This window comes from Brevibacterium sp. UMB1308A, from assembly GCF_030230605.1.
In the GTDB taxonomy this organism is placed as follows: domain Bacteria; phylum Actinomycetota; class Actinomycetes; order Actinomycetales; family Brevibacteriaceae; genus Brevibacterium.
In genome coordinates, this window is sequence record NZ_JASPDO010000002.1 from 41,388 (window position 1) to 53,993 (window position 12,606).

The following is a 12,606-nucleotide window of genomic DNA, read 5'->3' on the forward strand; positions in this document are numbered from 1 at the left end:
TCAGTCCTCCACAGCGTCCCTTTTGGCACTTTGTCTCTTCTGGAATGATTTGTAGGTTTCACGCGCGAGCGTTTTTCCAGCGGACAACGATTTGCGAAGTACCGTGCGAGGACGATTCCGCTTTGGAAGTCCGCCTGGCAGATCGAGCGAAGTGAGACGACGTTTCTTAAAGTACTTCATGGTATTCGAGCCACGTCGCTTGCTTAGGAAATCCTGGGCTGTCTCCCGCAGGCGGAACGCAATTTCTGGTTGCATTGCGTAGGATACGGAGTCGACGAGTGCTTGCAACTCTTTGACCTGTTCAGTTGAGAGCTCCGCATTCGAACCGTCGAGTGTAGCGTCGGCAATCGTCACGGGAATGCGGTTGGAGTTTTGGTAAGGCGTGATGCGCTCTAAAAGCAGGTCTGTCTTTACTGCCTTTGCCGGGATGCGGTACAAGGCGCGGGCGGTGACCAGTGCCGTTGAAAAACATCCAATGACCAACGCCGGTTTGAGCACTGCGACAGCAACTTCGGCAATGACTGGGGAGCTGTACACAAAAAAGCCGATTCCCAATTCGTGTGCATAGGCACCCAGTGCTTGCACCATGTCGGGTGGCGAAGCGGGATGTGGCTTGAACACCACGGCTGTCATTCCTGCCTCGTGGGCAGCAGAAACAAAATCACGGTGCAGGTCGTGTTCTTCTTGGGGCGTCAAGATTCCTAATGCGGAAAGATACTGGCCAAACGCCATGGCTGTCGTTGATGAGTCAAGCGCCTTGATTTCATCGCTGAGACCCAGGTCAGTGTCGCGCGCGATTTCGTCAACGACTTTGACAAAAGCTTGGCGATCGAGAGCAATCGGAGTGATCTCATACTCGTTTAAGAGCCGTGGCACGAGCCCTTCAACAAGTGGCAGATAATGCAAAGACGACATCCGCTGTCCGTTAGCCAGCGGGATAAAGTTGCGAGTTGGGCCGTAACTCATGAGACCGTCAGAATGTACGCGAATCATTGCTGTGTGAAAGATACGGCCAAGCGCGATTGCAGGATTCACTTGGGGAGATTCCACAACAAGCTCAATGGTTTCGTCGCCAAGTTGCCAGCGCGAGCGTAGCTCAGTTTCCCACAAAGGCAGGTCTTCGGTGCGTGGTGCCCATGAGTTTGGGTGATTAGGTGCAATAAAGTCGTTGAGATAGATCACACGGTCGAAGCGTGTTAGTAGTGAGGCGGCGCCGGGTGCCTCGTCGATAGGGGTTGCAGCTTCGAGGACCACAGCGTTGTTTGAGAGGAGCAGAATGCGCTCGCTCGGAGTCTCAAAAAGCGCGTCGGGAGCTCCTGGGCCTTCGAGTGATGCCGCTGGGGTTACCGCCGAGTCATACACGCCTGAATCGATTCCGGCCGCAAGTCCCGCGACCTGAAAAAGGGTAGAGGCAAGGAAGATCTGCTTCACTTGATGAGCTCCTTTAGCGCGTCTTTCGTCAACCCGAGAGCAGGGAGTACCGCATGCTGGCGGTTGGGTTTGGACTGGGCAAACTCGCGGAGAAGTACGTCTTTGGGAACCATGGCTGATACCGTTCGGCTCTTTTCGTACAGCTTGTTCTTCATTACTTGTGGCGAGAGGGAGAACCGCTCGACTTGAGCCTGCACAATGGCAAGCCAGTTGCGTGCCGCTTTCTGCCACCACATATCCGCGTCACGGTCGTCTTCCACGAGTCGGAAAATTCCTTCGAAGGCATCGGCGAACATTAACTGACGTTCATCAACGATCTGGGTAAGCGATCCGGCAACATCCCGACGATACAGAATGCCTGGAGCATCAACTACGGCAAAGGAATCGGCGTTTAAATGCAGGTTCCAAATCCACTCGCGGTCTTCTGCCGTCATGAAGTCTTTGGGGAAATACAACATTCCTGAGTCTTTGACTCGACGGTGGAAGATCCCAGCCCACGCATACGGATAGTCCACCATAGTGGAGTCATGTACGGGCAAAATTCCATAACGAGGGTTCAGCGGTCGGTTGCGCAATGCCATTGGAGCACGCTTCAAAACACGCTTGTTGCCCGTGACAGTGACGTGGTCGCACCGAATGAAATCTACGTCGAGTGCTTTGGCGGCGTCGAGAAGTGTGGGGAGATGATTGTCGGCTAACCAGTCGTCACCATCGAGGAAAACGATGTAGTCACCTTTTGCGCGGTCAAGCCCCTGGTTGCGCCCATTTGCGAGGCCCACGTTGGTGGCGTTTGTGACTTCTTCAAAGTGGGGGAACTGCGCGCCGTATTCGTCTAGCAACAGCGGGGTGTCATCCGAAGACCCGTCGTTAATGAAAATAATCTGTACTTTGCTCATATCACCCTGTTTGTGGAGGGAAGTAAAGAGCGTGCTCAGATACGGGGCCGCATTCATCGCTGGGATGATGAGCGAAAGTTCAGGTGTTGACACGGTTCTCCTCGACATAGAAAGGTGCGGTCGGTAGAACCGACCGCACCTTTAGCATCAGCTACTTTACGACGCGCAGGGAAGCGATCTTGGATTCTTCGCCAGGCATGACGCGCTTCTTACCGTCACCCAGGGCCGTGGTGACTTCGCGGATTTCTTCGCCCAACTTGATGAACTCGTCAGGCTCCATGGACGCCTTCTGGTCCGACCCCCACATTTCGTTGTCCAGAGTGATGTGACGCTCGACGGTCACAGCGCCCAGTGCAACGGCAGCGGCGGAGATCGCAGTACCGATTTCGTGGCCAGAATAACCAACGGGAACACCGTAACGTTCGCGCAGAGCTGGGATTGCCAGCAGGTTCACTTCCTCAGGAGGAAGTGGGTATGTGGACGTTGCGTGCATGAGCACCAGGTTGTCTTTGCCTATGACCTCAACAGCCTTGTCGATCTGTTCCAGCGTGGACATTCCGGTGGACATGATGACGGGCTTTCCGGTGTCGCGAACAGCTTCGAGGAGTGGAATATCGGTAATGGAAGCCGAGGCAATCTTGTAGGTCACAGCGTTGAACTTCTCCAAGAAGTTCACCGAATCAATGTCCCACGGAGATGCGAACCACTGCAGGCCGAGTTCCTTGGCGTATGCGTCGATCTCTGCATACTCAGCGTCTTCAAACTCCACCCGGAACTTGTATTCCAAGTAGGTCATTTCGCCCCATGGGGTACTACGAGGCTTTGACTTCTGGTCTTCCGGAACAGCAACGTCCGGGTTGCGCTTCTGGAACTTAACAGCCTGAGCGCCGGCCTTTTTAGCCACATCCATGAGCTGCTTAGCGATCTCTACATCGCCATTGTGGTTTATGCCAATTTCGCCGATCAAGTAAACCGGGTGGCCAGCACCAAGCGTGTGTTCGCCGATTGCAACGGGCTTAATTTCAGCGGTCATTGCAGACTCTCGCTTCCTTTTGTCTTAAGGAACCGTTTGCGGTTCCAGGTACAACTGTCATTGAGTGGCCTCGGGAATGCTCACCAAGTCGCAGACTTCGCGAACAGCCCCGTGACCGCCGTTCTTCTTCAGGACAAATCTGGCAGCCGCCAACACCTTGGGGTGCGCATCCGCTACTGCGATTGGCCACCCCACGGCGCTAAAAGCCTCCAGGTCGTTAATGTCATTTCCTACATAGGCAACACGTTCAGGATCCAGACCCTTGTCCGCCATCCATTCCGAGATTACCTGAGCTTTGTTGTCAATTCCCTGTGCCACCTCGACACGCAGTTTTTCTGCGCGCCTAGTGACAACGGGGTTGCGTTCTTTAGAAAGAATGAGGAATGGGAACTCAGCTTTGACAAGTCGGCTGACACCCATGCCGTCGCCTCGGTGGACACGCACTGATTCGACGCCGTTTTCATCAACATGCACGGCGTCATCGGTGTGTACTCCATCGAAGTCGGTGACCAATGCGTCGATGTCGAGGTGGGTAGTTTCCGTACGCCCCGCAGCCATGGCACGCAAAAGCGTGAGATCAGACATGGTGTCGATTTCACGTGCATCTTCTGGTGGGACCTCCTCAATTTCAACTCGCCCAAAGAAACGGTGGTTACGCTCTATGAATCCAGCGGTGCGCATGACATAGAAAGCGCCGGTTTCATTGAAGTGCTTTTGGCGGTCTTGGCGACGTGGACGGTAATCCATGCTGTGGCCCACAGCGACTGCGTGGTGTGCTTCATCCAAGGTCCACAAGAAACTGTGATCCTCAACGGCCGAGAACACAACATCTGCAACATTGCGCTTAACCCGTGCGATCGCGTTGTCCATGTTCTGTGGGTTGATAAACGGGGAAGTGCACTGGATGAACACAGTGATGTCGAATTGTGTGCCACGAAGCTTTTCCAGCTGCTCGAGCGTGTAAATGAGTGCTGACTCACTGGTCGCGGTGTCGCCCGAAATTGCGTCGGGGCGCCTGACTACAGTGGCGCCATGCCGTTCAGCTTCCGCGGCAATCCCGTCGTGATCAGTCGACACTACGACCAAATCGATCCCGTGGGTTGCCTGAGCAGACTCAATCGCACGCGCGAGCAAAGACTTGCCAGCAATCTTCTGCAGGTTCTTCAGTGGTACGCCTTTTGAACCACCGCGGGCGGGAATGATCGCAACGGTGCTCGGCGTTGTCTGTTGAGTAGTCACAGGCCTCCATTATGCGCAGAGTTTCCTTCACCATACAAGACCAAACACACGCTTCAGTACTGTGACATGGCGTTTTTACTCACACGTCATTAAATCCACGACGGGTTAAACATGTGCTGTCGCCAGCTGTCATACGGCACAGTAGTGCCCGTGTATAGAGGCCAGAAGTAGGCGAAAAGTAGCACTGCAACTGCGAGGAACACTCCCACAGCCACGCGCCGGGCGCGCAAGGATCCAGTGGGGCGACCTCGGCCCCACACAAGGCCCAAGCAGTAGGTCACTGCAAGAACAACGAACGGAACCATGACGATTGTGTAGAAGGTAAAAATAGTGCGGTCCTGATACGTAAACCAGGGGCCCCACGTGGCAAGCATGCCCGCTGCAATGCCTCCTGCACGCCAGTCTTGCCGTACTAGCCACGCAAGAATCACGATCACTAACGCGACCGCGGCAACTCCCCACAAGGCAGGGTTGCCCACCGAGGTGATGGCTGCCGAGCACTTGTCCCAAACGCAACCGTTCTGACCGGGTTCGGGGGAGCGGTAATAGAAACTGGTGGGTCGCCACTGCACAATCCAGCCCCACGGGTTTGACGCATAGGGGTGTTCGGAACTCAAACCCACGTGAAACTTGTACGCCGAATGGTGGTAGTGCGCCAGAGACGGAATCCAGTCGGGGAGCCAGCTCCACCAGCCTTGATGCTCTTTAGCCCAGTGCCTGTCATAACCATTGCTGGTAAAAATCCAACCTGACCAGCACAGGACATACGCGATGAAAGCAACGGGAACGAGCGACATAAAAGCGGGAACGGAATCGCGTACCAGCATGCCGCGCACTGGATACTTCACCCGCGCCAGGTAACGGTTTCTTACGTCCCACACAACGATCATGATGCCGAACACGGCTAGCGCATAGAGTCCAGACCACTTCACGCCCATCGCGCATCCCAGCGCCACGCCTGCAGCCAAACGCCACGGGCGCCACCCCAAGTGCGGGCCGAAAGTCGAAAGGTCCGCGGATTCCTTTTGCGAACTGCCGGTGGTGAGTTCCACCATGCGGGAACGGGCGTAGTCACGGTCGATCACTAGAAGCCAGAACGCAACGAGTACGAAGAACATCAGGAAGAGATCCAGCAACGCGGTGCGTGAGTGAACGAAATGCTCACCGTCGGTCATGAGGAGAAGTCCCGCAATGAAGCCCATCCACACGGAACCAAACAAACGAATTGCTAAGCGCACAATGATGAAGACGGTCAATGCTCCAACTATGGCTGCTGAAAACCGCCATCCGAACGACGAATCCTGGCCAAAAATCATTTGGCCCACGGACAACATCCACTTGCCTAAAGGTGGGTGAACAACGTATCCGGGATCGTCCAGCGGCATAGGATTGCCTGCGACAAAATCGGGGTTAGGTTCTTCCGGCCACGCGCGCTCCGTACCGTACTTCCACAGTGAGTAGGCGTCTTTGACATAGTAAGTTTCGTCAAAAATCAGTTCTTTGGGGTGGCCCAGACCAATTATGCGCAAGATTGCCGCGATGACAGCCAACCCCGCGGCGACCGCCCAGCCAATAGGGTTGCGGAGCGCGTCATGCGAAAGCACGTGTTTAGTAGGAATTCGCTTAGAAGAAACCACGCGCCTAGTTTACGCATGTGACTTCCACTAGTCTTGGGTTTAGGAGTCTTAGGAAGGAAGTCATGTCGTCGAACACTCCCAGTTCACACGAGGGATCGAGTCGCCCGTATAACGACCTCCCCTCGTACGGTTCAGGCCCGTCGTCAAGTAGTCAGGGTCCTGCCAGTTTTAAACCTGGGGCTTCGCACGGTTCGGGAGGATCCGCGTACGGGTCGGCAACTCCAGGGGTGGAGTCTTCCGGATCTGCTGCATACGGTTCTGCTTCCTACGGTTCGTCGCCCAGCGACTACGGGAATAGCCAAAGCGGAACTTACGGTGGTGGCGACTACTCCTCAGGTAACTATGGAGCGCCTGCAAGTGAACCGGCTAACCCAACTCCGGCATACAATCCTGCACCAACATATGACTCACAGTCTTCCCCGTACGGAGCGCCCTATGGGGCTCCCGGGTATCCCGTACGTCGCGGAACAAATGGCTTAGCTATTGCATCTCTGATTACAGGGATCGTGAGCTTGATGGCCACCTGGCCTTTCGGGTTGGTTGGTATTGCTCCTGTCATCATGGGTCACATTGCAGTCAAGCAATGCAAAGAGCGTGGGCAAGAAGGAAAAGGGCTGGCAATTGGTGGGCTCGTCACCGGGTACATTGCGATCGGTGGCTTTATTTTGATCGTCCTTTTCTTCGTTCTGGTGTTCGGTTTAGCCGGGTTTGCATCCAGCTGAAGCTTGAGAAGCAGAAGACTACGAGTGACGGAATATCTGACCTGCTACCCGCAGACGCGCACATGACTGGCCCGGCTCTGGTGCTCGTGGGTACTCCGATCGGAAACCTCGACGACGCGAGTCCCCGAATGCGGGCAGAGATCGAAGCTGCCGACGTCATCGCGGCTGAAGACACACGTCGCTTTATGGGCCTGGCTACCCGCTTAGGGATTACGTACTCAGGTACTCTGATCAGCCTTTTTGACCACAATGAACGTTCTAAGGCCAGCGAAATCGCTCAGCAGATTGAGAACGGCGCCAGGGTTGTGCTGCTCACCGATGCAGGAATGCCAGCAGTGTCAGACCCCGGCTACCGCGTGGTCAAAGAGGTCGTGGCGCGAGATTTACCCGTGACGGCAGTTCCGGGCCCGTCGGCAGTGTTTACCGCTATCGCCTTGTCCGGTCTACCGTCTGACCGCTTCACGTTCGAAGGTTTCGTGCCGCGCAAAGCCGGGGAGCGTGGGCGCTTGCTGGCAGACCTTGCCAGCGAACGGCGCACCATGGTCTTCTTCGAAAGCCCACACCGGATTCATACAACCCTGTCTGACTTTGTCACCCACTTTGGGGCAGACCGGCCTATGACGCTGAGCCGGGAACTCACCAAAATCTACGAAGAAACCCTGCGGGGGACAACCCAGAGCATCCATGAGCAAGTAGTCGCCCGGGGCGGTCTGAAAGGTGAGCTCACGTTGGTGGTGGCAGGTGCGCCCGAGGTGAGTGACACCTCGGCGGCGGACCTCACAGAAGACGTTGCCCAGTTAGTGGAATCTGGGATGCGAGCCAAAGACGCGGCCGCCCACATTGCGAAGATCCACGGACTGAAATCCCGCGACGTGTACGAGGAATACATCCACACAAAGTGAGTGCTTAGACTAGAGGCCATGACGTTTTACATGACCACCGCAATTGCATATCCCAACGGTGCCCCACACATCGGGCACGCGTACGAATACATCGCATCTGACACGATTGCGCGTTTCAAGCGTTTGACTGGTGAAGACGTATTTATGCTGACCGGTACAGACGAGCATGGGCTGAAAATGCAACAGTCGGCTCAGAAGGCTGGAATTACGCCGCGGGAACTTGCAGACAAGAATGCGGCAGGCTTCCGCGCGTTGCACGATGCGCTGGGATCGTCATACGACAGGTTCATCCGCACGACTGACCCCGATCACTACACAGCCAGCCAAGAGCTGTGGAAGAAAATGGACGAGGCTGGGGACATTTACCTCGACACCTACGCCGGCTGGTACTCGGTGCGCGATGAGGCCTACTACGCAGAAGACGAAACTGAAGTGCGGGAAGACGGTGAACGTTACGCGATTGCTACCGGCACCCCCGTGGAATGGACAGAAGAAGAGTCGTACTTCTTCAAGCTTTCGGCATACGAAGACCGGTTGCTGGAATGGCTTGACTCCGTCGATGACACAGGCAGGCACCCAGTTGGCCCCGATGTACGACGTAACGAAGTCGTGTCATTCATCAAGGGTGGCCTGAAAGACCTGTCGATTTCACGCACCACATTCGACTGGGGTGTGCCAGTGCCCGGTAACGACAAGCACGTGATGTACGTGTGGGTCGACGCTTTGACCAACTACCTCACCGGTGCGGGGTACCCCAATGTGGACTCGGAAGAGTTCCAGCAGCGTTGGCCCGCTGAACTGCACGTTGTAGGTAAGGACATTCTGCGCTTCCACGCCGTGTACTGGCCAGCCTTCTTGATGAGCGCTGGACTGGAACTGCCCAAGCGGGTACACGCCCACGGGTTCTTGTTCAATAAGGGCGAAAAGATGTCCAAGTCGGTGGGCAACGTGGTTGACCCGTACGACCTCGTCGACGCTTTTGGTCTGGACACGCTCCGTTACTTCCTACTGCGAGAGATTTCGTACGGTCAAGACGGTTCATACTCGGCCGAGTCGATCATTGGACGCAAGAACGCAGACCTGGCTAATGAGTACGGCAACTTGGTTCAGCGTTCCACCTCCATGGTTGCCAAGAACCTGAGTGGAGTAGTGCCCGAGGTGGCTGAGGCTGATCTGACTGACGCCGACCGTGCTCTGCTCGAACGCACTGACGGACTGCTGGAACGTGTTACCGCTTTTGTGGACGTGCAAGAACTGCACCGTTATGTGGAAGCGTTGTGGCGAGTGCTAGAGGAAACGAACCGGTACTTCTCTGCCCAAGAACCGTGGAAGCTTAAGAAAACCGACCCGGACCGCATGGGTGTCGTTCTTTACGTCACGCTCGAAGTTCTGCGCCGAGTGTCGATTCTGGCTCAACCAGTCATGCCAGAATCCACAGGCAAGGTCCTCACCCAGCTGGGAGTTGCCGAGGACGCGCGGACCTTTAACGACCTCGGCCAATGGTTGCCAGCCGGAACGGAACTGCCCGCGCCGGCCCCCGTATTCCCGCGGTACGAAGCCCCGAACGAAGGTGACGCCGGGACTGCAGGAGGCGCCAAATAATGGCATCTCGCGCTGCCGGCGAATACCCACCGGTGCCTGAACCACTCGCGGTTCCGGCCGTGGACACGCACACGCACCTGGACATGTGTACGGGCGCTCGCGGTCCTATCAAGTCCGGTGAACCTGCCCCGGAGGTCGAACCCGAAGAGGACGAAACGTTCCCGCCCCTGGACTTCTTCTATGACACGGCCATGGCCACGGGTGTGAGCCGAATCGTACAAATCGGGTGCGAAATGGGTGCTGCTCGGTGGACGACTCGTGTAGTGGAGGAGCAGGCTCAGGCTGGCCGCGACTGGATGCTGGGCGGAGTGGCGATCCACCCCAATGAGGCGCCCAGACTTGCGCGGGCCGGCATCTTAGAAGAGTCACTGGACGAGATCGAAGAGTTGGTCACTTCCCATGCGCGCATGCGCGTGGTGGGGGAGACCGGGCTTGATTTCTTCCGCACCGACGCTGATTCCGCGCGCGATATGAAGGCGCAGGAAGAGTCGTTCAGGGCTCATATTGAGATCGCGCAGAGGAACGGACTGACGCTCCAGATCCACGACCGTGAAGCGCACGCGGATGTATTCCGGGTTCTGCGTGACACAGGTGTTCCCGACCGCACCATTTTGCACTGCTTTTCCGGTGACGCCGAGATGGCTAGGGAAGCGGGCAAATTGGGGATCTTCTGCTCCTTCGCTGGCAACGTCACCTTCAAGAATGCTCACGGGTTGAGGGAAGCCGCCGAGGTGGTCCCACCTGACCTGCTCCTAACAGAAACTGACGCACCATTTTTGACCCCGCACCCTCACCGTGGAAAGCCCGGCGGGCCATACATGGTTGCGCACGTGGTGCGGACTCTTGCCCAGGTGCGCGGAGTTAGCGAAGAAGAACTGGCCGAGCGCGTCACCGCGAACGCTGTGCGTGCGGTTGGGTCGTGGGAGTTGACGCTCTGAGCTGAAAATTCGCTTAAGGCTTGTGAAAAATTGGCACTCGAGTTGAAAGAGTGCCAACTGCGGAATAGAGTTTCAATTAGCACTTGGGCAATGCGAGTGCTAACCGCACGGTGAGGTGAGTGTCGCACTCGGCGGCACCTAGAGACACCGGCAACCTGCACTAAAGCTTGATGCTGATTCGGCACCCGCGACGACGAACAACACTAAGCGAGCTTGCCCAGAGAGCACACAAAACACATCTCGACACAGACTCAAAAGGAGACTGTCACATGTCGGTAGCTATTAAGCCACTCGAAGACCGCATCGTAATCCGTCAGCTCGAAGCAGAACAGACCACTGCTTCCGGCCTGGTTATCCCAGACACCGCTAAGGAAAAGCCACAGGAAGGCGAAGTTGTTGCAGTTGGCCCCGGCCGCGTAGCAGACAACGGAAACCGTGTACCTGTTGACGTCAACGTTGGCGACAAGGTCATCTACTCCAAGTACGGTGGAACCGAAGTGAAGTACCAGGGCACGGAATACCTGGTGCTGTCGGCTCGCGACGTTCTCGCAGTAATCGGCTAATCACACCTTCACGCACTCACACTCATTAGAAGGAAGTGAAAAATGGCTAAAACTTTGCAGTTCAATGACGACGCTCGCAAGGCACTTGAGCGCGGTGTGAACGTTCTGGCTGACACCGTCAAAGTGACACTGGGCCCACGCGGTCGCAACGTTGTTCTTGACAAGCAGTGGGGCGCACCCACAATCACCAACGATGGTGTCACCATCGCACGTGAAGTAGAGCTCACCGACCCATACGAAAACCTGGGCGCTCAGCTGGCAAAAGAAGTTGCCACCAAAACAAACGACGTTGCCGGTGACGGAACCACCACCGCAACCGTTTTGGCTCAAGCACTCGTTCACGAAGGTCTGCGCAACGTCGCAGCCGGCGCAGCTCCTGGCCAGCTGAAGGCTGGCGTTGAAGCAGCTGTCGACGCAGTTGAAGAACGCCTTAAGGAAATCGCTCGCGAAGTCGCTGACTCAAAAGAAATTGCACACGTTGCGGCGCTTTCGGCTCAGTCGCCTGAAATTGGTGAACTGATCGCAGAAGCCTTCGACAAGGTCGGTAAAGACGGCGTCATCACGATCGACGAATCACAGGCGTCCTCGGTTGAACTTGAGTTCACTGAAGGTATGCAGTTCGACAAGGGCTTCCTGTCGCCATACTTCGTAACCGACGCTGACCGTCAAGAAGCAGTTCTGTCAGACCCATACATCCTGATCCACCAGGGTAAGATCTCCAACATTCAGGATCTGCTCCCTGTTCTGGAAAAGGTGCAGCAGGCAGGCAAGCCACTGTTCATTGTTGCCGAAGACGTGGAAGGCGAAGCGCTGTCCACTCTGGTTGTCAACAAGATCCGTGGAATCCTCAATGTTGCAGCCGTGAAGGCACCTGGGTTCGGCGACCGCCGCAAGGCGATCCTGGAAGACCTCGCAATCCTCACCGGTGGACAGGTCATCACCGCTGACATGGGTATGAAGCTCGACCAGGTTACCCTGGACCAGCTGGGTACCGCCCGCACCATCACCGTCACCAAGGACAACACCACTGTTGTTGACGGTGGAGGATCGCAGGACGACGTTGACGCTCGCACCGCCCAGATCCGTGGCGAAATCGAGAACACTGACTCGTCATGGGACAAGGAGAAGCTGCAGGAACGCCTGGCCAAGCTGGCCGGCGGTGTTGCAGTGATCAAGGTGGGTGCCGCCACCGAGGTCGAACTCAAGGAACGTAAGCACCGTGTCGAAGACGCTGTTTCCGCTACCCGCGCCGCCATCGAAGAAGGTGTGGTTGCTGGTGGTGGATCCGCGCTGATCCACGCAGCTAAGGTCCTTGACGGTAATGACCTGGGCAAGGAACACGACGCCGCAACCGGTGTGAACATCGTTCGCCGTGCAATCGTTCAGCCACTGCGCCAGATCGCAGAAAACGCTGGACAGGACGGCTACGTTGTTGCATCGAAGGTTGCTGAGCTGGAAGCAGGTCAGGGATACAACGCCGCAACCGGCGAATACGGTGACCTGATTGCTCAGGGAATCATTGACCCAGTCAAGGTGACCCGTTCGGCACTGCGCAACGCTGCATCGATCGCAGCTCTGGTTCTCACCACCGAAACACTGGTGGTAGAGAAGCAGGAAGACAACGACGAAGACGACAAGTAAAC

General features: G+C 56.2%; 11 protein-coding genes. 6 read left to right on the forward strand and 5 right to left on the reverse strand.

Features of this window, described 5'->3' with window-relative positions:
* The 5 genes from QP868_RS01460 to QP868_RS01480 form a co-directional block, all read right to left on the reverse strand.
* Nucleotides 1-1,431, reverse strand: a complete 1,431-nt coding sequence (locus QP868_RS01460; RefSeq protein ID WP_284924767.1) for a polysialyltransferase family glycosyltransferase — start codon at nucleotides 1,429-1,431, stop codon at nucleotides 1-3.
* Nucleotides 1,428-2,420, reverse strand: coding sequence for a glycosyltransferase family 2 protein (locus tag QP868_RS01465; RefSeq protein WP_284924768.1), 993 nt, complete (start codon nucleotides 2,418-2,420; stop codon nucleotides 1,428-1,430). Before QP868_RS01465 ends, QP868_RS01460 begins: the two co-directional genes overlap by 4 nt.
* Before the next feature lie 58 nt (nucleotides 2,421-2,478).
* On the reverse strand, nucleotides 2,479-3,360 hold the full coding sequence (locus QP868_RS01470; RefSeq protein ID WP_284924770.1) for an N-acetylneuraminate synthase family protein: 882 nt from the start codon (nucleotides 3,358-3,360) through the stop codon (nucleotides 2,479-2,481).
* Between the two features lie 57 nt (nucleotides 3,361-3,417).
* Nucleotides 3,418-4,599: an acylneuraminate cytidylyltransferase gene (locus QP868_RS01475; protein ID WP_284924778.1), complete on the reverse strand. Its 1,182-nt coding sequence runs from the start codon at nucleotides 4,597-4,599 to the stop codon at nucleotides 3,418-3,420.
* An 89-nt stretch (nucleotides 4,600-4,688) separates the two neighbouring features.
* The gene (locus tag QP868_RS01480; RefSeq protein ID WP_284924779.1) at nucleotides 4,689-6,236 is read right to left on the reverse strand and encodes a dolichyl-phosphate-mannose--protein mannosyltransferase; all 1,548 of its coding nucleotides are present in this window, start codon (nucleotides 6,234-6,236) and stop codon (nucleotides 4,689-4,691) included.
* 62 nt (nucleotides 6,237-6,298) lie between these two features.
* On the opposite strand from QP868_RS01480, the gene QP868_RS01485 reads away from it, so the two are divergent.
* The 6 genes from QP868_RS01485 (at nucleotide 6,299) to groL (ending at nucleotide 12,604) form a co-directional block, all read left to right on the forward strand.
* Nucleotides 6,299-6,958: a DUF4190 domain-containing protein gene (locus tag QP868_RS01485; RefSeq protein ID WP_284924781.1), complete on the forward strand. Its 660-nt coding sequence runs from the start codon at nucleotides 6,299-6,301 to the stop codon at nucleotides 6,956-6,958.
* Between the two features lie 62 nt (nucleotides 6,959-7,020).
* Nucleotides 7,021-7,860: a 16S rRNA (cytidine(1402)-2'-O)-methyltransferase gene (rsmI, locus tag QP868_RS01490; RefSeq protein ID WP_284924782.1), complete on the forward strand. Its 840-nt coding sequence runs from the start codon at nucleotides 7,021-7,023 to the stop codon at nucleotides 7,858-7,860.
* A gap of 18 nt (nucleotides 7,861-7,878) precedes the next feature.
* A complete protein-coding gene (gene metG, locus QP868_RS01495) occupies nucleotides 7,879-9,462 on the forward strand; it encodes a methionine--tRNA ligase (protein WP_284924783.1) in 1,584 nt (527 codons plus the stop codon).
* The gene (locus QP868_RS01500; RefSeq protein ID WP_284924785.1) at nucleotides 9,462-10,400 is read left to right on the forward strand and encodes a TatD family hydrolase; all 939 of its coding nucleotides are present in this window, start codon (nucleotides 9,462-9,464) and stop codon (nucleotides 10,398-10,400) included. Before metG ends, QP868_RS01500 begins: the two co-directional genes overlap by 1 nt.
* 269 nt (nucleotides 10,401-10,669) lie before the next feature.
* Nucleotides 10,670-10,963 (forward strand): co-chaperone GroES, encoded by a 294-nt coding sequence (gene groES / locus QP868_RS01505; protein ID WP_005885208.1) that lies wholly within the window; start codon nucleotides 10,670-10,672, stop codon nucleotides 10,961-10,963.
* A gap of 42 nt (nucleotides 10,964-11,005) precedes the next feature.
* On the forward strand, nucleotides 11,006-12,604 hold the full coding sequence (groL, locus tag QP868_RS01510) for a chaperonin GroEL (RefSeq protein WP_284924788.1): 1,599 nt from the start codon (nucleotides 11,006-11,008) through the stop codon (nucleotides 12,602-12,604).
* Nucleotides 12,605-12,606: the final 2 nt, after the last annotated feature.

What these genes read in the sequence shown, in the direction of transcription:
- QP868_RS01470 (WP_284924770.1), bottom strand. Translation starts at nt 3,360, where the DNA reads ATGACCGCTGAAATTAAGCCCGTTGCAATCGGCGAACACACGCTTGGT.
- QP868_RS01485 (WP_284924781.1), top strand. Translation starts at nt 6,299, where the DNA reads ATGTCGTCGAACACTCCCAGTTCACACGAGGGATCGAGTCGCCCGTAT.
- QP868_RS01500 (WP_284924785.1), top strand. Translation starts at nt 9,462, where the DNA reads ATGGCATCTCGCGCTGCCGGCGAATACCCACCGGTGCCTGAACCACTC.
- metG (WP_284924783.1), top strand. Translation starts at nt 7,879, where the DNA reads ATGACGTTTTACATGACCACCGCAATTGCATATCCCAACGGTGCCCCA.
- rsmI (WP_284924782.1), top strand. Translation starts at nt 7,021, where the DNA reads ATGACTGGCCCGGCTCTGGTGCTCGTGGGTACTCCGATCGGAAACCTC.
- groL (WP_284924788.1), top strand. Translation starts at nt 11,006, where the DNA reads ATGGCTAAAACTTTGCAGTTCAATGACGACGCTCGCAAGGCACTTGAG.
- groES (WP_005885208.1), top strand. Translation starts at nt 10,670, where the DNA reads ATGTCGGTAGCTATTAAGCCACTCGAAGACCGCATCGTAATCCGTCAG.